The 22,768-nt window shown below is 54.3% G+C and carries 16 protein-coding genes; 10 read left to right on the top strand and 6 right to left on the bottom strand.

What is annotated here, in order from left to right; genetic code table 11:
* Positions 1-86: 86 nt before the first annotated feature.
* The 3 genes from NYE26_RS20780 to NYE26_RS20770 form a co-directional block, all read right to left on the bottom strand.
* On the bottom strand, positions 87-917 hold the full coding sequence (locus NYE26_RS20780; RefSeq protein ID WP_339249778.1) for a carbohydrate ABC transporter permease: 831 nt from the start codon (positions 915-917) through the stop codon (positions 87-89).
* On the bottom strand, positions 917-1,789 hold the full coding sequence (locus NYE26_RS20775; RefSeq protein ID WP_339249777.1) for a sugar ABC transporter permease: 873 nt from the start codon (positions 1,787-1,789) through the stop codon (positions 917-919). Before NYE26_RS20775 ends, NYE26_RS20780 begins: the two co-directional genes overlap by 1 nt.
* An 84-nt stretch (positions 1,790-1,873) precedes the next feature.
* Complete coding sequence (locus NYE26_RS20770; RefSeq protein WP_339249775.1) at positions 1,874-3,217, bottom strand: ABC transporter substrate-binding protein; 1,344 nt, start codon at positions 3,215-3,217, stop codon at positions 1,874-1,876.
* A 192-nt stretch (positions 3,218-3,409) separates the two neighbouring features.
* Between NYE26_RS20770 and NYE26_RS20765 the strand changes: the two genes are divergently transcribed.
* Both NYE26_RS20765 and NYE26_RS20760 read left to right on the top strand, forming a co-directional pair.
* Positions 3,410-5,206: a cache domain-containing protein gene (locus tag NYE26_RS20765; RefSeq protein WP_339249773.1), complete on the top strand. Its 1,797-nt coding sequence runs from the start codon at positions 3,410-3,412 to the stop codon at positions 5,204-5,206.
* A 19-nt stretch (positions 5,207-5,225) separates the two neighbouring features.
* Positions 5,226-5,993, top strand: a complete 768-nt coding sequence (locus tag NYE26_RS20760) for a response regulator (protein WP_339249771.1) — start codon at positions 5,226-5,228, stop codon at positions 5,991-5,993.
* Between the two features lie 214 nt (positions 5,994-6,207).
* On the opposite strand, the gene NYE26_RS20755 is transcribed toward NYE26_RS20760, so the two are convergent.
* Positions 6,208-7,065, bottom strand: coding sequence for an AraC family transcriptional regulator (locus tag NYE26_RS20755; protein WP_339249769.1), 858 nt, complete (start codon positions 7,063-7,065; stop codon positions 6,208-6,210).
* A gap of 94 nt (positions 7,066-7,159) precedes the next feature.
* On the opposite strand from NYE26_RS20755, the gene NYE26_RS20750 reads away from it, so the two are divergent.
* From NYE26_RS20750 to NYE26_RS20735, 4 genes are read left to right on the top strand one after another with little or no spacing between them, the layout of a single operon-like run.
* The gene (locus NYE26_RS20750; protein WP_339249767.1) at positions 7,160-8,302 is read left to right on the top strand and encodes a DUF2264 domain-containing protein; all 1,143 of its coding nucleotides are present in this window, start codon (positions 7,160-7,162) and stop codon (positions 8,300-8,302) included.
* A gap of 38 nt (positions 8,303-8,340) precedes the next feature.
* Positions 8,341-10,155, top strand: coding sequence for a hypothetical protein (locus tag NYE26_RS20745; RefSeq protein ID WP_339249765.1), 1,815 nt, complete (start codon positions 8,341-8,343; stop codon positions 10,153-10,155).
* A 44-nt stretch (positions 10,156-10,199) separates the two neighbouring features.
* Positions 10,200-11,336: a glycoside hydrolase family 88 protein gene (locus tag NYE26_RS20740; RefSeq protein ID WP_339249763.1), complete on the top strand. Its 1,137-nt coding sequence runs from the start codon at positions 10,200-10,202 to the stop codon at positions 11,334-11,336.
* Positions 11,337-11,364: 28 nt separating this feature from the next.
* On the top strand, positions 11,365-13,275 hold the full coding sequence (locus NYE26_RS20735) for a DUF2264 domain-containing protein (protein WP_339257565.1): 1,911 nt from the start codon (positions 11,365-11,367) through the stop codon (positions 13,273-13,275).
* Positions 13,276-13,758: 483 nt separating this feature from the next.
* Here NYE26_RS20735 and NYE26_RS20730 read toward each other — a convergent pair whose 3' ends face one another.
* Positions 13,759-15,348: a response regulator gene (locus NYE26_RS20730; RefSeq protein ID WP_339257563.1), complete on the bottom strand. Its 1,590-nt coding sequence runs from the start codon at positions 15,346-15,348 to the stop codon at positions 13,759-13,761.
* Between the two features lie 60 nt (positions 15,349-15,408).
* Positions 15,409-17,196: a sensor histidine kinase gene (locus NYE26_RS20725; RefSeq protein WP_339249761.1), complete on the bottom strand. Its 1,788-nt coding sequence runs from the start codon at positions 17,194-17,196 to the stop codon at positions 15,409-15,411.
* A gap of 212 nt (positions 17,197-17,408) precedes the next feature.
* Here NYE26_RS20725 and NYE26_RS20720 point away from each other — a divergent pair, with 212 nt between their 5' ends.
* From NYE26_RS20720 to NYE26_RS20705, 4 genes are all read left to right on the top strand, one after another.
* On the top strand, positions 17,409-18,761 hold the full coding sequence (locus NYE26_RS20720) for an extracellular solute-binding protein (protein WP_339249759.1): 1,353 nt from the start codon (positions 17,409-17,411) through the stop codon (positions 18,759-18,761).
* Between the two features lie 85 nt (positions 18,762-18,846).
* Positions 18,847-19,737: a sugar ABC transporter permease gene (locus tag NYE26_RS20715; RefSeq protein WP_036731631.1), complete on the top strand. Its 891-nt coding sequence runs from the start codon at positions 18,847-18,849 to the stop codon at positions 19,735-19,737.
* A 12-nt stretch (positions 19,738-19,749) separates the two neighbouring features.
* Positions 19,750-20,574, top strand: a complete 825-nt coding sequence (locus NYE26_RS20710) for a carbohydrate ABC transporter permease (protein WP_036731633.1) — start codon at positions 19,750-19,752, stop codon at positions 20,572-20,574.
* A gap of 118 nt (positions 20,575-20,692) precedes the next feature.
* Positions 20,693-22,696 carry a beta-galactosidase gene (locus NYE26_RS20705; protein WP_339249756.1) on the top strand — a complete coding sequence of 668 codons (2,004 nt, stop codon included), beginning with the start codon at positions 20,693-20,695 and terminating at the stop codon, positions 22,694-22,696.
* Positions 22,697-22,768: the final 72 nt, after the last annotated feature.

Here is a 22,768-nt window from a genome sequence, read left to right as displayed (position 1 = left end):
CTCATCAGGTTGTCTGCTGTATGTTATGTCTGAATGCTCCGGCCCGAATGATCCAAAGTCCTAGAAAGCCACAAAAAGGGCAGAGATTACCCCTTCACCGCTCCCGCCGTAAGTCCGCTAACAATGTACTTTTGGCAGAAGATATACAGGATTAGTACGGGGAGAGAGGTTAGCACGAGGTCCGCGAAGATCAGGTTCCAGTCCCGGCTATATTTGCCGTAGAAATTGTATACCGACAGCGGCATCGTCCAGTCCGAGCTGTCCGTCAGGAAATAGAGCGGAATGGTAATGTCGTTCCAGACAGACATGAAGACCATAATCGCTACGGTGGCGTTAACCGGGACGATCAGCGGCGTCACAATCTTGAAGAAGACATCAAACGTATTCGCCCCCTCCAGAAAAGATACCTCATCCAGCGCCTTAGGAATGGACCGGATAAATCCGCTGTACAGAAACACGCTAAACGCCGTATTCAGCGAGGCGTAGATCAGAATAACGCTGGTGATGCTGCCGTAGAAGCCCATCCACTGCACCACACGGATTGTGGTGATGGTGGACATCGGCGCGATCAGGCCCATGAAGAAGAACATATACAGGAAGCCTGACATTTTGGTCTCCCGGCGTACCAGAATGAACGAGGCCGCCGAGGAGGTGAAGATATTCAGAACAGACGAGACGCCGGTAATCAGCATCCCGTTCAGGAATGCCCGTCCCAGACCGCCTTCCTTGAAGACGGTTGTATAGTTGGAGAACTTCCACTCCTCCGGGAGCCGCAGGGAGAACTTCAATACCTCGGAGCTTGTCATGAAGCTGCCGAACAGCATAATCAGCAGCGGCAGGATGATCAGCAGGGAGGCCAGGATCAGGAACCCTTCTACCAGATAGTTGCGCCAGGCCATTTTACGTGAAAAGCTCATTATTCCGATACCTCCTTGCGCCGCATGAAGATCAGCAGGGGAATGGCGATGATGGTTACAGCAGCGAACAGCAGGGTATTAACGGCGGTTCCCAGCCCCCAGCTGCCTTCTCCGAAGGAGCGGAGGATGATCGTGCCGACTACCTGGGAGGCATTGCCCGGCCCCCCGCCTGTGAGGACGAATACCTCGGAGAACACCTTGAGGCCGCCAATCAGGGTGAGCATCAGGTTGATGTTGATCGCAGGGAGCAGCAGCGGAATCGTGATGCTGCGGAAGCTCCGCCATGCACCGGCGCCGTCAATGGTGGCGGCTTCATAATACTCTTTGGAGATCGACTGGAGCCCTGCCAGATAGATCGCCATCTGGAAGCCGGTATGCTGCCAGATGGACACAAAGGCAACGGTCCAGATGACAAGGGCCGGATTGGTCAGCCAGGCCTGGCTCAGCGAAGGCAGACCCACAGCCTCGAAGATGCGGTTAATCGTTCCGTCGGAGCGCAGCATGGGCGTGAACACAATGCTAATAACCAAAACACTTAGGATCGACGGAGAGTAAAAAATAGCCCGCAGCAGATTTTTGGATTTTAGCTTCATGTTCAAGCCGACTGCCAGCGCGATCCCGAGCAGGTTCTTGCCTATAACGGTGACCACGGCGAAGATGGCCGTATTCTTAATGGCGAGCAGCAGGGTTCTGTCGGTGAAGATACGCTCAAAGTTGTCCCAGCCGATAAACTGGATATTCTCCCGGTCCAGCCGCCAGTCGGTGAAGGAATAAAAGAGTCCGGTAAGCGCGGGCAATACGAAAAAGACAGAATAGATCAATAGCGCAGGCCAGATCAGGTAATACGAGTATAGTCTCTTGGATACTTTCATCTCATCACACTCCTATATAGCCCAGGACAGAATAAAGCCCTGAGCGGACTTTATTCTGCCTGTTGTAATGGTTATCCGCTCTAATTAAAAGCCTTCTACGCCTTTGTCCTTCATCAGCTGGCTGAATTTCTCATCCCAAGCTTTGAGTACGCCCTTGGCGTCCAGGCCGCCGGCAAATTCATCCTGAAGCAGACGGTACAGCTCGCTGCGGTCTACGATCATATAAGCATCGGTGGTCAGTGTAGTCTTCTTAGGGGTGATGTATTGATCGACAATCTCCTGCTTGTAATCGGGAAGCGTCGGTGTAGTGACATCGCTGAAGTTGGATACAGAGCCTTGGCTGTCCACCATCTTCTGGGCGACCTCCTTGCTGGCAAGGAACTCCAGGAATTGCTTCGCTTCATCCATATGCTTGGCTTTTTTCGGAATGAACAACTGGCCGCCCAGCGGGCTTGCGCCCAGACTTGCATCTTCAGAGGAAGGGATGGCGAATAGGCCCAGATGCACATTCGGATCTTTTTCGGCCACGTTCACAATCAGCCAGTCGCCCATGAACATCATCGCGGTTTCCTTGTTCAGGAATTTGCCCACGGCCATATCGTAGCTGTCGCTGAGAATGTCCGTGTTGGTGTAGCCTTTCTTGTAGACCTCATACTGCTGCTCCAGGAAGGTAGCGAACTCAGGAACATCGGACCACTTTTTGCGGCCGGCATTGATGTCCTCGAACAGGGAAGGTTCATTCTTAGCCGCCCAATCGGCAAAAGCCGCCGCCGGCCAGATATTCGCCGCCCAGTTATCCTTGAACGGCATGAAGACTGGCGTAATACCGCTGGCCTTGATTTTCTCGCAGACGGCCAGGAATTCCTCATAATTCTTCGGAATCTCAAGCCCCAGGTCCTTGAAGATATCCTTGTTGTAGACTACGCCCTGCATCCCGGTATCCTGACTGTAATGGAAGCTGTAGACATGATCGTAAGCGGAGAGAACATCCTTGTTCAGCAGCCGGCTTACCCAAGGCTCGTTATCGAGAATCTCGAAATTGCGCTCCAGATTAAGGTCGGTAGTAGCACTCGCCAGATTGTATTGAATCAGGTCAGGGACCTCATCGACAGCCAGCTTGGTCTGGAGTACGGTGGCCGTCTGCTCCGCCGGAAGCAGCTGCAGATTGACCTTGATATTGGTTTTCTGCTCGAATTCATCCAGCACATCCTGGGCCACAAACGCCGAATCCTGCGAGCTTTTGGAGATGGCCAGCTCGATGGTTACCTTTTTGCCGCTGCTGCCGCCGCTGCCGCTGTTTCCGTTGCCGCCGCTGTCGGTAGCTGAAGCATTTCCGGAGCCTGAATTGTCAGACCCGCATGCCGCCAACGATAAGGTCATTACACCGGCCAGTACGCCTGTTGCGATTTTTTTCAGTTTGCTATTCATGTGATCGCCCCCAATAGTGAAATTTTCTGTGGATTGAATCCGTTTACATTTTTGATTATAGAATGAGGACTGTGCAAGGTACATGTTTGTACTTGACTCTTTCTGTGTAATATTCTGAACTCCATAGGTGCTTGTCGATTTGCCGGTTTGGTTGTAAAGTAGAGCATCATAAGGAACAGGGAGGGTGTCGGCTTGACTGCTATATTTCGCAAATTGGGCAGAGGCAGGGTTCAGGCCAGTCTGCAAACGAAATTCTTCTTCACCTTCATGCTGCTCCTGCTGATTGTGCTGGGCTGCTTCCTGGTCTACGTGAATTATATGGTGATCCAGCCGCTCAAGGACAAGACAGAGAACGAAATGAAGCTGGCTGCTGCCCAGGTCAGCGATCAGCTGAACCTGTATATCAGTAACCAGAACCAGCTCTCCCAGCGGATTCTGTCGAACAAAGAGGTGTTCACACTGCTGTCCGCAGGTGATTATTCGCAGCTCACCCTCGAAGGGCTGACCCGGAGCCGCAGGCTGAAAGACATCATGTTCCAAGCCCTGGGGCCGAGTCTGAACATTGAGGATATGATGATCTATGATCTGACAGGGGAGCGGGTGGCCTCTTATATCGGATACGCGGATAGCCCGGCTTCGCTCAGGCCGTTTCTGGAAGAGAGCAGCAACCTGCCGACCTGGAATGCAAGCGGTTACGCACTGTACCGGCAGGGGGCGGATGCCATCTCTTTTGTGCGGGCGATCAGGAACCAGAATGGTCAGGTGTTCGGCTATCTGGCGGTGCAGCTCGACCAGCGGTATTTGAACAGATCTGCTGCGGGCCTGGCGGGCGGCAAGGTCTATATTATGGATCAGGACCAGCGGCTGGTCTCCAGCTCTCCGGCACTACGTGAAGGGGAGAAGGTCCCCGAATTCGCAGCGTCTCCCTCTGAATCTGCAGCAGCTAACGGAATCTATCTAAGCAGCGGCCAGAACTATGTGGCTTATCACCGCTCTGCTGAGACGGGCTGGACTACCTACGTGGTGAACCCCAGGAATGTGGTGCTGGGCCCGGTCAATTCGGTGAAATATATCTCTATTCTGCTGATCACAGCGCTGATTCTGTTCTCGTTCATCTTCATCTACTTCTCGACCCGGAACCTGCTGCTTCCGATCCGTAAGCTGCGCAGCCAGATTCTGCGGATGAACTACAGCAACCTGAATATGAAGACGGGCCCGCGTACCCACAACAATGAGCTGATTCAACTGAATAGCGCTTTTCAGGAGCTGCTGGAGCGGCTGCAGGAATCTATCGAACGGGAAAAGCTTGCGCTCCACGAAGAAGTGAAGTCGCGGAATTCCGCCTTGCAGGCCCAGATCGCCCCGCATTTTATTCATAATGTGCTGTATCTGATCAGTATTGCCGCCCAGGAAGGGAAGAATAGCGTAGTGACGGAGATGTGCAAGCATCTCTCGGACAGCCTGCGCTATATTGTGTCCTCCCCTTATCAGCATGTGGCGTTGACGGAGGAACTGAAGCATACCCGACATTATTTGTCGCTGATTCAGCATAATTTCGAGGACGACCTGGAGTGGGAGATTGACGGGGACGGTGCGCTTGAGCGGATTGAGCTGCCCCGGCTGGTGATTCAGCCATTCGTGGAGAATTGTATCGAGCATGCTTTTAAGAATACGGACCCTCCTTGGAGGATTGATGTGCGGGTGAAGGTATATAACGGCCTGTGGGCCATCGAAATCCGGGATAACGGGGAAGGCTTCGCGCCGGGCCGGATCAGGGACATTCTGGACAACATTGAGAGCTCGGATTCAGGGGTCTATGAACTTCAGCATCATACTACGGGAATTGGCAACATGGGGATTGTGAATACGGTGAACCGGCTGAAGCTGATGTACAGGAACCGACTATTCTTCAATATTTACAACCACTTAGACGGGGAAAAGGGCGCTACGGTCCAGATTATCGCATCTATGAGTAAGGACTTTTACTAGAACCGGGGAGGGGACCGCTATGTATACCGCTATCATTGCCGAGGACAGCAAGCCGATTCTGCGGAATATCGAAGCTTTGATGCGCTCCACGGAGCTGCCTGTGCAGATTGCCTTCACCGCGTCGAACGGACTGGATGCACTGGAGTACATCAAGGCCAACCCGGTGGATATCCTGCTGACCGATATCCGCATGCCCAAGCTGGACGGGCTGGCGCTGATCGGGCAGTGCCGGGAGGTGAAGCCCGCGCTCAAGGCGGTGCTGATCAGCGGCTACAGCGATTTCGAGTATACGCGCAAAGCGCTAAACCTTCAGGTATTCGACTATCTGCTGAAGCCGGTGGAGCGGGAACAGCTGGCTGAGGTGATGCAGCGGCTGGTCGCCCATCTGGAGGAGCAGGGGGGCAGCAGGAAGGGATTGCCGGAGGAATTGGTATCCCCCGGGCAGCCGCGGCCCAAGAGCAGCGAGGAGCTGTTCCGGCAATTGGAGCAATATTTGCAGCAGCATCTCTACTCCCAGCTCTCTATCACAGAGGTGGCGCTTCAGTTTCATGTCAGCCCGTCCTATGTCAGCCGGATCTTCAAACGGCATTCGCAGCGGACCTTTGTGCATTACTACATGCAGCTTAAGATTACTGAAGCCTGCCGGCTGATCGCAGCCAAGCCGGAGCTGAAGGTGAAGGAGCTGTCGGAGGCGCTGGCTTTTGCAGACCAGCATTATTTCTCTAAGGTGTTCAAGGAATATATGGGTGTAAGTCCTACAGAGTATAGGGGAGGGGAACGGGGGTAACTAACAAAAAGCAAAAAGAATCGGAGGGGAAATTTGGAACTGTAGGAGCGTTAGCGACCGCCTTTGTATTTGGATTTCTACCGCGAAGAGCGGTTTTAATCAGGGAATCCAAATTGGGCAGCGGCCGGAAGTCCAAATGTTCGCCGCAGTGACGACCAAGCTTCGAGTTATATCGTTCATTTTACGGCAGCGCTGCGGATAGGCGGTGCCGTTTTTATTTGCCGTATTTTCCTGGAGGAATGCCCGTGATGTTCTTGAAGGTGCGGATGAAATTGGCATAATCATTGAAGCCGGACAGGTAGCAGGTATCGGACACGGAGTTGCCGGCGGACAGAAGCTGCTTGGATAACGCGATCTTTTTGAGCAGGACATAACGGTAGATGGTGCCTCCGGTCTGCTGCTTGAACAGATGGCTGAGATAATATTTGTCCAGATTCAGCTCCCCGGCGATATGCCCCAGCGACAGATTCAGGTGCAGGTGGTTGTCGATATAGCTCATCGCGGATTGAATATGGGAAGAGATGATGCTGGGCACGGCGGCACGGGTGCGGCTGTACAGCTCGTTGATCAGCACCAGAATCTGAATCAGGTACGTCAGGGCCAGCACCTCGCTGCCGTACTGCTTGCGCTCCAGGGCTGCAATCAGCTGAGAGGAGAGGGCAGTATACTCCAAGAGCAGCGGCTCCTCCATCCGGGCCAGGTTATTCTCCCCGGGCTGGCGGTTCTGGAAGCAGGCCAGCAGATTCGTGGTCGCCGTACAGAACGGGTAGACCAGCGGTGCTTTGAAATGAATGGTCAGCCGCTCATATGGCTCGGGGGAGCGGTTGATGATTTTATGAATCTCATGATTGTTAAATAACAGGACGTCGCCGCGCACCAGCGGATAGCTGTACTGATCCACGAAGCCGTTCACGCTGCCGCCGAGGAACAGGAAGATTTCATAGTGGTCATGGATATGGAAATCCCTCGTCGGAGAGATTGGAGAATTGCCGATACCGGCCAGAATATCGCCGTCGAACGTTTCATAATACCGGGCATGCTTCATCGTCACAGCCCCTTTCTTGTTGATCACAACATACGCAATAAATCATCATTATTCGCAAAGACATTGCTATAATACCACAATACACTAGAGAAGAAGAATACCTGAGAGGGTGAAACTAGGGATGAGTGGGATAGAACAGCGTAAATACTGGCTGGATACGATGCTGCGGATTGGAACACCGGTCCTGGAGGCGCTCGCCGCACGGAAACTGAAAGAACAGTTACCTGCAGAGTTTCATAGCGAGCGCAGCCAGTTTGCTCACCTGGAGGCTTTTGCGAGACTGGCCTGCGGAATGGCTCCCTGGCTGGAGCTTCAGGGGCTTGAGGGTGAAGAGGAGCGCTTAAGAGCCCGTTATGCCGGGCTGATGCTGGAAGCGATTGATGCGGCGGTCGATCCGCAATCGCCTGACTATATGGAATTCAAGACCGAAGGCCAGCCGCTGGTGGATGCTGCATTTCTGGCCCATGCGCTGGTGCGTGCACCGAAAACGGTTACATCCCGGCTGGACGCACGGGTCAAAGGCAATCTGATTGTGGCGTTCAAGCAGACGCGGCGGACCGCTCCCAGCGGCAGCAACTGGCTGCTGTTCAGTGCGATGGTGGAAGCAGCGTTATACCTGCTGGGCAATCCGGAGTATGACCGGATGCGCGTGGGTTATGCGGTCCACATGTTCATGGACTGGTACAAGGGTGACGGAGTCTACGGGGACGGGAAGGACTTCCACTGGGATTATTACAACAGCTTTGTCATTCAGCCGATGCTGTTGGATGTTGTTACCCTTTTCGAACAGGAGAATGAGGAGTATGCCCGGCTTAGACCCTTGGTCCTGCAGCGGGCGCAGAGATATGCATCCGTGCTGGAGCGCAGTATCGCCCCTGATGGAACGTATCCGTTCCTCGGGCGTTCGATTGTCTACCGGTTCGGGGCATTTCAGCTGCTGTCACAGGCGGCGCTCCAGCATTTCCTGGAAGATTCGCTGCCCCCGGCTCAGGTGCGCTGCGCTTTGACCGCTGTTATTAGCCGGATTATGCAATATCCGGGTACGCTGGATAAGAACGGCTGGCTGCAGCCGGGAATCTACGGCTATCAGCCGGAGCTGGCCGAGAGCTACATTAATACAGGCAGTCTGTATCTGTGCGCCGCTGTTTTCCTGCCGCTGGGCTTGCTTCCTGCTGATCCCTTCTGGTCGGGCGAGGATATGAAATGGACGGCACGGAGAATCGCGGACGGCGAGAATGTGATGCGGGACCATGCTTTGGATTAAGGGATACAGACAGACTGAACAGGAGAGGGAGCTTAGGCATGAACATACAGGAACTTAAGGCAATCGCAGAGAACATGAAGCCGGCAGATCTCAGCTTATATTATCCGCAAGGGGATTCGGCCGCTTTTTGGAGTGAGGCGGGATCTTCTCAAGTTTTACAAGCCAGTCTCAGTGAGATTCGTGCAGAGGCACGGAGGCTGGAAGGGCAGCCTATACCGCTGCTGACGTACAGTCTGTTTACCCTTTTCCGGCAGACGGGGTCGAGACTGGAGTATGAGCGGCCTTATTTTGAACGGAGAAGAAGGCTGAATACGTATGTGTTCCTAAGTCTGCTGGAGCCGGAGAACACAGCAGCTCTGGAGCAACTGACAGATATTCTATGGGCGATCTGCGATGAGTACACATGGTGCGTTCCCGCCCATCTTCCTGAGAAGCATGAGGCTGCTGAGATCAACCGCCATATCGATCTGTTCTCCGCCGAGACGGGCTTTACCTTAAGCGAATGTCTGCTGCTGGTCGGGGAGCGTCTCCCGCTGCTGCTCCGCTCCCGGATACGCAGTGAGGTGGAGAATAGAATCTTCCGGCCGTTCCTTGCGCATGGCCCTTATTTCTGGGAGACCTCCACTCACAATTGGGCGGCGGTCTGTGCGGGCTCTGTGGGTGCGGCTGCACTGCTCCTTGTGAAGGACAAGGACATGCTGGCGGAAATCTTGCTGAAGACAGAGAGCAGCATGAATTATTATCTGCAGGGCTTCGGGGCAGACGGGGCCTGCCAGGAGGGGCTGGGCTACTGGAATTACGGGTTCGGCTATTTCACTTATTACAGCGATCTGCTCCGTGCAAGAAGCGGAGGCCGGCTGGATTGGTTCAAGCAGGAAAAGGTGGCACAGATCGCCCGCTTCCAGCAGCAATGCTTCATTGACGGCAGCTATGTCGCCAATTTCTCCGATACAGTGCCCCGGGTGCGGGTACATATGGGACTATCTCATTATCTGGCGGACGTCTATCCGGATGTCCTGCGCCCGCCGTCTGCGCTGCGCGCCCCGTTCACGGAGGATCACTGCAGCCGCTTCGCACCGGCTCTGCGCAATCTGATCTGGACAAGAGCCGGGCAGGAGAGGGAGTCCTGGGAGGCGGGCAGCAGCTATCTGCCCGATGCCGCTTGGCTCGTATCGCGGCATGTCTCTGGGGCGGGCGCTTTCGGCTTCGCGGCCAAGGGCGGCCATAACGACGAGCCGCATAACCATAATGACCTGGGCCAATTTATTCTGAGCGGCCGGGGGGAGATCTTCGCGGCTGATCTGGGCAGCGGAGAGTACACGGCGGACTATTTCGGTGCCGGCCGTTACGGCTATGACTGCAACGGGTCGCAAGGCCATAGCGTGCCGATTATTGACGGCCAGTACCAGGGGGCAGGACGGGAGTTCCAGGCAACGGTGCTGTATGCATCGGCAGCGGAGGCGAAGGATGAGCTGATGCTGGAGCTGGCCCGGGCATACCCGGTAGCCGGACTGCAATCCCTGGTCCGTTCGCTGGTCTGGCATAAGGAGGAGCTGCCCCGTCTGGAGCTGGCAGACACTTACCGCTATGACGGAGCTCCGGCAAGCTGGACGGAACGGTTCGTAACGTGGCGCAGACCGGAGGTGCGGGAACCGGGGAGCGTATGGCTGCCGGGAGCTGCTGAGGGGAGCGGCGTTGAGGTAACCTATAATCCGCAGATCGTCCGGCCTGAGATTACCGCACATGTGTACCAGGATCACTATGGCCAGGACAAGGTGTGGCATAGTCTGGACTTTCAGGTTCTCCAGCCCGGAGCAGAGGGGGTATTGGTGTTTGCTTTTGAGTTTATATAAGATGCACGGCACGGGTACAACATTCACACAAAGGCGGGATTCAAATGAACAGAACCATAGATCAGGCTTGGGTAGATGAGGCTTGGAGTAAGGCACTGGAGAAGACGAGAACGAACAGTATCAGCATCGGGGCGGAGTTCCCGCATGCCAGTCAAGGCGGCAAATATGTCCTGGAAGTGCCAAGCTGGTGGACTGCCGGTTTCTGGCCGGGCATGCTCTGGCAGCTCTATGCCGGGAGCGGCGATGAGAGCCTGAAGGCAGTAGCCGAGCGCTGCGAAGAGCGGCTGGATGAGGTGCTGGACGGCTACGTGAAGCTGGATCATGACCTTGGCTTCATGTGGCTGCTGACCAGCGTCGCCAATTACAAGCTGACGGGCAGTGAAGAATCACGGGTCCGCGGGCTGAAGGCCGCCAACTATCTTGCCGCCCGCTTCAACCTGAAGGGCCGCTATATCCGGGCCTGGAATCCCTGGAGAGAAGGTGAGGACAACAGCGGGGTCGCCATTATTGACTGCAGCATGAACACCAGCCTGCTGTTCTGGGCCTCCGAAGTCACCGGAGACCCGCGTTACCGGCATATCGCGGAGGCGCATATGGATACGGTGCTGGAGCATTTCATCCGGCCGGACGGCTCCGTCTATCATATTGTCAACTTCAACCCGGAGACGGGCGAAGTGGTAGAGAAGCTGGGCGGACAGGGCTATGCGCCGGAATCGGCCTGGTCGCGCGGGGCGGCTTGGGCGCTCTACGGACTGGCGCTGGCCTATCACCATACGGGCAAGCTTAGCTACCTGCATGCGTCCAAGCAGGTTGCGCATTTCTTCCTGACCCGGCTGCCGGAGGATCAGGTGCCGCATTGGGATTTCCGCGCTCCCGGCGATGTTGGGGAGATCCGTGATACTTCAGCCGGTTCCTGCGCGGCAAGCGGTCTGCTGCTGCTGGCCGGGCTGGTGGAAGAATCAGAGGCTCAAGTCTACCGGAACGGGGCGCTTAGAATCACGGAATCTCTCTACCGCAATTACGGAACTTGGGACAATCCCGGCGAACAGGGGCTGCTGCTTCACGGTACCAGTAACTATCCTGAGGACCGGAACATTGATGTGCCGCTGATCTACGGGGATTTCTTCTATGTTGAGACACTGGCCCGGATTAAGGGAGCAGGCCCGTTCTATTGGGAGTAGGAGGAGTACGATAATGACGAACAACAAGATGACTCGGGGGATTGGAAATCTGGGGACAGGCGATCCGGCGACGGGCAAGCTGGGGATTCAGAGCAATCCGCTGAAGACCCGGGACGACCTGCTGGCTGCCCTTGAGCAGCTGACAGAGCCGCTTCGGCCGCTCTATAGCAGAGGCAGCGCAAGGCTTGAGATCGGGATTACGGGAGCGAGCTATCCGTCAGCCACCGCCGGAATGGAGGGCTTCTCCCGGGTGCTCTGGGGACTAATTCCACTGCTCGCCGGAGGCGGGAACAGTGAGCTATGGGCCACTGTGCTGGACGGCATCCGGCACGGCACCGATCCGGCCCATGAGGAATATTGGGGTGATGTAAGGGACTATGACCAGCGTCTGGTCGAGATGGCCGCCTTCGGCTTCGCTCTGGCGGCTGTGCCGGAGCATCTCTGGTCCCCGCTTGCTCCGCAGGAGCAGGAGCATCTATACAGCTGGCTGAACCAGATCAATTCCCGTCCCTGCTACGACTGCAACTGGCTGTTCTTCAATGTGCTGGTGAATGTCGGCTTCCGCACGGTAGGACGGCCTTATGATGCGGTGCAGCTGGAGAGAAATCTGGCACGGATGGATGCGTTTTATCTGGGTGAAGGCTGGTACAGTGACGGTGTTGGCGGACACTGCGATTATTATGGGCCCTTCGCCATCCATTACTATTCGCTGCTGTATGCGAAGCTGATGGAACGGGAAGACCCGGAGCGTTCCCGTCTGTTCAAAGAACGCGCCCGGCTGTTCGCCGCTGAATTTATAGGCTGGTTCGCCCCGGATGGCGCTGCGCTTCCCTATGGCCGCAGTCTGGCGTACCGGTTCGCCCAGTCTGCCTTCTGGAGCGCCTTGGCGTATGCAGAGGTGGAAGGCTTCTCTGCCGGTGTGGTCAAAGGCATCGTCCTGCGCAACCTGCGCTGGTGGTTCCGCCAGCCTATCTTCGATGCAGCCGGCGTGCTGACCATCGGATACACGTATCCGAATCTGGTCATGGCGGAGAATTATAATGCTCCCGGCTCGCCTTACTGGGCGCTGAAGACCTTCCTGCCGCTTGCCCTCGGCGCGGAGCATCCGTTCTGGAGCGAACCGGAGCTGCCGCTGCCGGAGCTTCCGGCTGTGACGGTGCAGCATCCGCCGCATCTGGTTCTGGTCCGCGAACCGGCTTCCGGTCATGTGGCCGCCTTCAACAGCGGGCATCTGTCCACCAATGAGCATACCCATACCTCGGCCAAATACGAGAAATTCGTCTATTCCACAGGCTTCGGGTTCAGCGTTCCCCGCTCAGAATGGGGATTGCCGCAGGGAGCCTATGATTCCATGCTTGCGCTCAGCGAAGGCGGAGACAATCTGTACCGCGTTCGGCGGCAGAATCTGGAATCAGAGATTACGGACAACGTCCTGCGGTCCGTCTGGAAGCCTTGGGCTGATGTTGAGGTACGCACATGGGTGGTGGCGGGTCTGCCGTGGCATATCCGGATTCACCGGATCGAGACGGGCCGTGCCCTGGATGCCGCCGAGGGCGGATTCGCGTTGGGTCAAGAGGCGGAGCCTGCTCAGCAGCTCAGCGGAATGGGCGCAGCGGCAGCGACCCCATGGGGCACAAGCGCCATCAGGGGGCTGATGGGTTATACCAAGGCTCAGCTAATCTCGCCGAATGCCAACACAAACCTGCTTCATCCACGGACTGTGCTGCCTACCCTGACGGCATCGCTGGAGCCTGGAGTTCATTGGCTGGCTTCTGCTGTGTACGGCGACCCTTCATCTGCGCCGCTGGCAGATGGGGCAAAGGAACTCGGCCTGATGCTGGAACAGACTCCTGAAGAGCTGCTCAATGTTAAACTTGATGGAGAGCGTATTATTGTACTCACCTCCGGCGGGACAGAGCTCAGCATTCCGGTGCAATGAGCAGAAATATGGTGCGAAAACACAGCATTTTGGTCATAGTACAGCAATTTCGGTCAATAACTCAACATTGGCTCTTTAGTGCCACCAACATACAAGCAGGCCAGCAGCTTTCCTTTGGAGAGGCTGCTGGCCTTTCGAGGCTCGTGGACCAAAATGTATGTTAAAAACCGATCACAATTGGCCTGGATGCGGCGAGTGGGTCAAATGTAATCGAAAAACCGATCACAATTGGCCTGGATGCAGCGCGTGGACCAAATGTAATCGAAAAACCGATCACAATTGAGCTAGGAGCAGCGCATGGACCAAAATGTATGTTAAAAACCTATCACAATTGGACGGGGTGCGTCGTGTGAGCCAATGAGGAGCTTGAAACAAGAAAAAGCCAGACCCAATCCAACCTCCCCAAACAAACCCGCCCCACACCCTGCACGTATATGAAGCATCCGGTGCAGGGAGCAGGGCGGGCAGTATGAACAATATCCATTATTCCGTATTGCTGCGGAACTGATTGGGCGTGAGTCCTTTATACTTTTTGAACACCTGATAGAAATATTTCGTATCATTATACCCGGACTGCAGCGCGATATCCTCAATCCGCATTCCGGGATCTTTGAATAGCTGGCAGGCATGCTCAATACGGACCTTATGCAGATAATCGATGAAGCTGATCTTAAGCTGCTGCTTGAACAGCAGGCTTAGATAACCGGGGGTAATATAGATCTCCCTGGCGACAATCTCACGGTTGATATCCTTCATGAAGTGCTCGCCGATATAGCTCTTGGCCGCTTCGAGCAGCTTGTTGCTGTTCTTCTTGGACGTCAGATGCTCACTGACCCGCTGGGCCGTCTCCAGCAGCGACTGGAACAGGTTATCCAGACTGGAGCGGGACAGGACATGGATCAGCTCAGTCAGATTCTGCCCGAACACCTTGTTCACGTTGACATTGTTCTCAATACATAATTTATACAGGGCGAAGAACAGGGCGAAGCTCGATTTGATCACCTGGTCCCTTGACACCGTCTCAGGCTGCAGGGCTACGTTGAACAACGTCAGCTTATCGGCGATGTCCCCGGGAGAACCGCCGCGTACCGCCTTCAGCACCTCCTGCTCCTCATGCAGGGGATAGGAGGATTGAGAGGACTCGGCATCGAATTCGCCGCTGTACTCCACGATTTTAGCGATGCCGGTGTAGTTGGTTGTATTCAGGGCCTGGCAGGCTTCCACGAACGAGTGGCGCAGATGCTCAATATTCTTGTCAATACTTCCGATCCCGGCGGATACGGTGAACTTCAGGAAGCTGGCGATATTCTCCTGAATAATCCGGATATAACCGCTTAATTCCTCCTGATCCGGCAGCTCGTCCATATTGAGAATTAGCACAATATCGTCCTGATGCTCGAAGGCAACGCAGAGTACAGTCTCCGGCAGCGACTCCTCGCAGATATTCTTCAGCCCGTACTTCAGCAGCTCCGTATCCTCATGCATATACTTCTCATGCAGCAGCTGGAAATTGTCGATGCGCAGCAGAATGATGCCGTACAGCAAATAGGGGAAAACCAGCTGGTTCATCTTCAGATTAGCCAGCAGCCGGGAATACGCGGGACTCTCAGTGAGGATGAGCTGGCTTAACGTCTTCTCCTTCAGCAGGGGCAGACTCTCCCGGAACCCTTGCCGCAGATGCTCAAGCGTGGTAATCTCCAGCTTCTCCGATTGAATCTGCTCCGTGATGGCCAGAACCGTGCTCAGAATCTCCTGCCGGCGGCTCGGCTTCAGCAGATAGTTACTGACCCCGGATCTTATGGCTTGCTGGGCATAGGCGAAATCATCGTATCCGCTCATAATGACCGATTTGACGCTGGGGTATTTCTCGGAGACAACCTTGATTAACTCCAGTCCGTCCATTTGCGGCATCCGGATATCCGTTAGCATGATATCGACGGCATAGCTATCCAGGAGTTCAAGTGCCTCAAGACCGTCTCTGGCTTCGCCTGCAATATGGATGCCGTGCGAATGCCAGTCAATCAGGGTCTTTATGCCTACCCGCGCCCGCTCCTCATCATCCACAATAATCATATTATACAAGAGACATCCCCTCCAATCTGTATTCGTATTGTTTATTCGCTCTGGCTTCGTCTATTCTTGCATGTCAGTTACAATCACCGGAACTACGATCTCCACCCGCGTGCCTTCTCCGGGGACACTGGAATAGTTCAAGGCATAGTCACCTTTATAAAAATGCTTCAGCCGTGCCTGGACATTCTGCACCGCATAGCCACCGACATCCCGGGCCGTGTAGACATCCGTCTCATCAGGCATGCTAAGAATCTTTTGCAGCGTCTCCTCGCTCATGCCGCTCCCGTTATCCTCAATCACGAAGATCAGCTTCTCTCCGCGCCGTTGTCCGCTGATGCTTACCCGTCCGCCGCCGCGCTTGCGTTCAATGCCGTGGATCAGCGCGTTCTCAATGAACGGCTGCAGGCTGAGCTTCAGGATGACATAGGCGTAGAGCTCCTCAGGAATGTCGATCACATACTCGAGCGATTCCTGGAACCGCATCTTCTGGAGCGACAGATACAGCTCAATCAGCTCTTTTTCCTTGGCTACGCTGGTGAAGCTCTTGCCCTGGTTCAGACTTAACCGGAACAGCCGGGAGAGGTTGATCACCATCTCGCTGATCTTGTCCTGCCCTGCCGCCTCCGCCTCCCAGAAGATCGTGTCGAGCATATTGTAGAGAAAATGGGGGTTGATCTGCGATTGCAGAGCCTTCAGCTCCGCTTCCTGCTCCTTTAGCTTCAGCAGATAGGCATCGTCCACCAACGCCTTGATGTTGCCGACCATATTATTGTAGCCCCGGCTCAGCTGGCCGATCTCATCCCAATATTTGATCTCCACCTTCTCCTCGAACTGCCCGTTCTGGAAGCGCCGCATTGACAGCAGCAGCGTCTTGATCGGCGCTGTCAGGAAGGAGGAGAAGAACATCAGCAGGGGAATACTAAGCACCAGGCTGGCTAATACCATCACGAGCACTGCTGATTTGATGGAATTAAGCTCTTGGGTCAACGAACGGAGCGGAACACTGTACAGGGTGATCCAGCCATCCTCGTTGATGTTGTAATTCAGCAGCGTATCCTTGCCTTCCAGGCTGACGATGGTGTTGCCGGATAGTATGCCGGCCTTGGCCTGCTTCATCACAAAGTCTATGGCTTCGGGACTATAGGTCTCTTTGCCTGCCGACAGCAGCTGCGTGCCCCGTTCACTCAGAATGAGGATGCCGTGATCCTTGTCATACAGATTCGTCAGATAGGTTCTGCGGATGGTCTCCAGATTAATGCCGACGAACACAAAGCCGATCCGGTTCCCGTTCACAATATCGCGGATAATCCGGGTCATGCCGAGCTTGTCATTACGGTTAGTCTGAATGAATACATTATTCTCTTCTGTCAGCGGGAACCAGTAGGAGGCACCGTTTAAGGCAACGGTCTGTTTATAAGTATCATTTGAGGTAATTTTGCTCAAACTATACGCACCGCTGCTGTCATCGGTGGCAACCTGAAACAGCGGCTCGGACAAGCTGCCGTACAGAGCCAGATAGTCGAAGCTTCCGGTCACCAGCATCTGGTTCATGATCGACGCGGTGGGTCCGTTATAGAGCTGGTTCTCGATCTTCGCCGAATCCGGGGTATTGCTCCGCAGAGTGTCCTGAACGACTGGAGCGAGGCTGAATACCGTGACCCAGTCGGCTAATGTCTTTTGCATACGAGCGAGATTACTGTCGATCTGCTTGAGCACACTCTGGTTGGAATTGCTCACCTTATTGATAATCTGCTGCTTGGAGATCTTATAGGAGTATGCGCCCAGTGTGCAGGCCACCCCGGTGATCAGCAGGAAGATCAGAATCGTTATCTTGTATCGCAGGTTCATATTCAAGTAGTAGCGCAGCACAGGATCACTAACCTTTTTGATTTTTATCTTATGCGCAATGCCGAATATACACAAGGGAGCTGACAAGCGAAGTCGACAATTTTCAACATTACTCTCTTTTTCTCTACTGACCCTGACTCTAGTGCTCTGGTACGATGTGTTCAGAAACAAAGAAAGCAACCCACGATCAATAACAATTAGGGGGAAATGACATGGTCATGAATTCAAAATCCACACGTAATATACTGCTGGTTACGGCCCTTGCGGCAGTCTCGGTGCTTAGCGCATGCGGAGGAGGCAATGACAAGAACAATAATGCAGGCAGCAGCACGAACGGCGGTACAACCGGCTCTGCGGACAAGGAAGTAACGCTGCGTCTGTTCTCAAACCTTCCCGACCGTAAATCCGGCCAGGGGCTGGCAGAGCAAATGGTAATCGACAACTATATCAAAGCGAACCCCAATGTCAAGATCGATATCGAGACCCTCGCCGAGGAGCCGTTCAAAAACAAGCTGAAGGCGTACATGGCCTCCAACGAAGCGCTGGATGTGACCATGGTTCACGGCGGAGCAGAGCTGAATACGCTGGTACAAGCCGGCTATGTGAAAGAGCTGAACCCTGCAGAATACGAAGGGGACACCTACAAATTCCTGCCGGGCGTCTACAAATCATTCACCTTTAACGACAAGCTCTACGGCTTGCCCCGCAACAGTGACTATGAAGTGATCTATTATAACAAAAAGCTGTTCGATGACAACGGCATCAAGATTCCTACCACCTATGCCGAGCTGCTGGAAGCGGGCAAGCAGTTCCGCGCCAAAGGCATTGAGCCGATGTCGATGAACGGTAAGGACCTGTGGAGCTTTGCGGCCTTCTTCCAGGATCTTGTCGTACGCCTCACCGGCGATCAGAACCTGATGCTGGATGCGGTAGCGAAGAAGAAGAATTTCACTGGCGATGAGAATTTCACCAAAGCTGCTGAGCTGCTGGCCCAGGCCAGAGACACCAAGCTGTTCCAGGAATCGTTCATGACAGCGGACTACGGCGCTTCCCAGAACCTGTTCACGCAAGGCCGGGCTGCTATGTGGTATATGGGCTCCTGGGAAGCAGGGATGGCAACGAATGACAAGCTGCCGGAAGACTTCCGCAACAATGTGAATGTACTGAAATTCCCGGTTGTCGAAGGCGGCAAAGGCAAGGACACCGATCTTTTGGCCTGGAACGGCGGAGGATATTCACTGGTGAGCAGCTCGAAGCATCCTGAAGAAGCCAAGAAGTTCTTCGATTATATGATGTCTGCCGATCAATGGGCCAAGATTGTATGGGATACCGGAGCGGCTGTACCGGCACAGAAATATGAGCTTACCGGCAAAGAGAGCGAGCTGCAGAAGCAACTGACTGAAGTTCTGACAGGGGCTACCAGCACAGCGGGTTCTATCGCCCTTGACTCCGGTACACCTAAGTTCAAGGATGATGCACAGAATGCCTTCGGCAAGTTCTTCGCTGGCGGGTCAACACCGCAGCAGCTGCTGGCCGATCTTCAAAAGGCTGCGGAAACACAATAACAGATCACCACTATAGAGAATGAAAGGAGACGGGGCGGGAAGCATTCTTGCCCCTCTCTAATCTTAAGGATGGAGTTGGAGTTCCATGCAAAAAGTATTTAACAACAAAATGGCAATCTTTCTGTTCGTCTTTCCGGGGATTCTCCTGTTCGCCCTGACCTTTCTTGTGCCAATTGTGCTCAGCGCATATTACTCGTTCAGAGACACTTTGTCTCCGGGAACACCCTCGGCATTCATCGGATTCGCCAACTATACAGAGCTGCTGTTTCACGATTCCAGGTTCTGGCTGGCACTTAGAAATGCCGTACTGCTCGGTTTGGGCTTTATCCTGATCCAACATCCGATTGCCATCTTTTTTGCCATTATGCTGGACCGCCTGGGCGGTAAGGCAGAGAAGTGGTTCAGAACGATTTTCTTCATCCCATGTGTCATTTCTGTAGTCGTTATCTCCAAAATGTGGTTATCCCTGCTTGACCCGACCTTCGGCGCCTTCAACAAAATGCTGGATTCCCTGGGACTCGGCTTCCTTAAGCACGCTTGGCTGGGGGACAGCAGCACTGCACTCGTCTCCATGTTATTCATCCTGATCTGGGCCGGCTTCGGCTGGGGATTGCTGTTCTATTATGCAGGACTCAAAGGCATTCCCGATGATATGTATGAAGCCGCTTCACTGGACGGAGCCTCCGGCTTCCGATTGCACTGGCGGATTACCGTTCCGCTGCTGTCACCGGTTATTACGGTGCAGATTACTTTGGCTATGATTACCGCCTTGAAACAGATGGAGACCGTGTTCCTGACCACTAACGGCGGTCCCGGCGATTCCACCCAATTCTTGGCCGTGTATCTCTATAACAAGGCGTTCTCGGCCAGCCAATATGGTTATGCCAACGCCATCTCGATTCTGTTCATCATTGTCTGCCTGCTTGCCACCTATCTCAGCAACAAACTGACCCGCAGTGATGCGACGGAATTCTAAGGAGGAATCACCATGACAAAAAGCACAAAAACCATACTATGGGTGTTCTTCCTGATCGTCGCCCTGGTTCAGCTGTTCCCGCTCATCTGGCTGGTAGATTTCTCATTCCTCAGCAGCAATGAATTCTACTCCTCCAGCGTCCTGAAATGGCCGAGTGACCCCCAGTGGCAGAACTATATCAATGCCTGGGTGGACGGCAAATTCCTGCGCTACTTCATTAACAGCGCCTTCGTTACCTCCGTAACCATTCTGTTAACGGTGATTCTGTCCCTTACGCTCGGCTATGCCTTTACCCGGATGCAGTGGAAGCTGCGCTCAGTCTTCTTCACCATTATCCTGCTGGGGATTATGATTCCGATTCATGCGACCCTGTTGCCTAACTTTGCCATCTTCAAGGCGCTGGGCTTGACGAATTCCTATCTCGGGCTGATCCTGCCATACACTGCAGTGTCTGTACCGCTGGGAACCTTCATCCTGACCGGCTTCATGCGCAGCATTCCTAGAGCAATGGAAGAGTCCGCTGTGGTAGACGGCGCGAATATTTACCGGATTGTCTTCCAGATCATTGCACCGCTTACCGCGCCTGCACTGGTTACGGTCATCGTTACAACGTTCCTGAACTGCTGGAATGAATTCATTATGGCATCAACCTTCCTGAGTAAGGATGCGCTGAAGACGCTGCCCTTCTCGGTCATGAACTTCGCCGGCCAGTATTCCTCAGACTACGGCTCACAATTTGCGGTCATGGTGCTGACATCGATCCCGGCTATTGTCATCTACGCCATCTTCAACGAACAGATTACCAAGGGCGTGACAGCGGGCGCGGTAAAAGGCTGATCTTAAAGCGGACCAAACTCTAAGCGTATGCTATCAAAACTCTAAGCGTATGCTTCCGAGCCAGATTTGCGAAGAGATTCAGGATGTGTATGCTATCAAAACTCTTAGGAGGATTATAATGGATCACTTGTTATACGGCGTTGCTTATTATGATGAATACATGCCTTATGACCGTCTTGCGCAGGACATCCAAATGATGAAGGATGCGGGCATTAATACTGTCCGGATTGCCGAATCCACCTGGAGCACACATGAGCCGCAGAACGGGGTATTCGACTTCTCCTCTGTACGTAGAGTGCTGGATGCGATGCATGAGGCCGGAATTCATGTCATTGTCGGAACACCTACCTATGCGGTTCCGGCCTGGATGGTCAAGGAGCACCCGGAGGTGCTGGCTGTCACCGTGAACGGGGAAGGGAAATATGGTGCCAGACAGATTATGGATATCACCAGTCCGGCATATCTGTTCTACGCGGAGCGGATCATCCGCAAGCTGATGGCTGTGGTACATAAGCATCCGGCGGTGATTGGCTACCAGATCGATAATGAGACCAAGCATTATGAGACGGCCGGACCGAACGTCCAGCTTAGATTCGTCAAATACATGAGGGAAAACTATGGAACGCTCGAAGCCATCAACCACCAGTTCGGTCTGGATTACTGGAGTAACCGGATCGACAGCTGGGAGGACTTCCCGTCCATGGTTGGGACGATCAACGGCAGTCTGGGTGCGGAATTCGCCCGGTTCCAGCGGGGACTGGTGAATGAGTTCCTGGCGTGGCAGGTCGGAATTGTGAATGAGTATAAGCAGCCGGGGCAGTTCACCACACATAACTTCGATTTCGAGTGGCGGGGCTATTCCTTCGGTGTTCAGCCTTCGGTAGACCACTTTGCGGCTTCGCAGCCTTTTGACATTGCCGGTACAGATATTTATCATCCGTCCCAGGACCAGCTGACCGGTGCCGAGATTGCCTTCGGGGGAGATCTGATCCGCTCGCTGAAGCAGGATAATTACTTTGTGCTGGAGACGCAGGCGCAAGCGTTCCCGGAGTGGACGCCATATCCAGGACAGCTGCGGCAGCTGGCATTCAGCCATCTGGGCTCAGGGGCTTCGATGGTCGCTTACTGGCATTGGCATTCGATTCATAACTCCTTCGAGACCTACTGGAAGGGGCTGCTCAGCCATGACTTCCTGCCTAACCCGGTGTATAAGGAAGCTATGACTATCGGCGCGGACTTCAAGCGGTTAAGCGACCAGCTGATCGGACTGAAGAAGACCAGTAAGGTGGCCGTTATGGTCAGCAATGAAGCGCTGTCGGCGATTGAATGGTTCAAGCTGCCGGGAGGATTGATCTATAATGATGTGGTCCGCTGGATGTACGATGAGCTCTATAAAATGAACATCGCCTGCGATTTCATCCAGCCGGGCAGCCCGCGCCTCAGTGAGTATGAGCTGGTTGTGGTTCCTTCGTTATACGCTGTCTCGGATGAGGCGCTTCAGCAATTGAATGACTACGTTCACAGCGGCGGCCATGTGGTCTATTCCTTCAAGAGCGGGTTCACCGATGAACAGGTGAAGGTTCGTCATACGGCACAGCCTGGGATCATACATGAGGCCTGCGGGATTGCTTACAGTCATTTTGCCACGCCCAATGAGGTTACGGGACTTACCGGCAAGCTGTTCCCTGAGGGAGCCGCAGCAGGTGTTCACACCGTCCGCACCTGGATGGAGATGATTGTTCCCGGTTCAGCGGAGGTGCTGGCCAGCTACGATCATCCCCAGTGGGGCGAATATGCGGCGGTCACCCGAAATACCTTCGGCGAAGGAACAGCCACCTACATCGGCTGCATGACCGGACCTGCCGCACTTGCGGAGATCCTGCGCGATACGCTCCAGTTGGCCGGGTTATGGGGAGCGGACCAGCAGCTGTCGTTCCCGCTCATCGTGAAGTCCGGTGTGAACCGGCAAGGCCGCACTATTCGTTACTACTACAACTACTCAGCCCAGCCGCTCAGCTTCAAATATCCGTACGAAGCCGGTCAGGAGCTGTTGTCCGGCAATGCAGTAGCGCAGGATGAAGAACTTACGCTTGGTGCTTGGGGCGTTATGATTATTAAATAAACATAGCACTGGAGAACATCTACAGCATTAGGAGGCATAAGCGTGGACGTGACAGGACAAGTATGGATATCG

It is taken from the genome of Paenibacillus sp. FSL P2-0136, from assembly GCF_037975325.1.
Lineage (GTDB): Bacteria > Bacillota > Bacilli > Paenibacillales > Paenibacillaceae > Paenibacillus_AQ > Paenibacillus_AQ silagei.
Note: the sequence above shows the minus strand (reverse complement) of the source record. Positions and strands in the feature narration are given on the sequence as shown.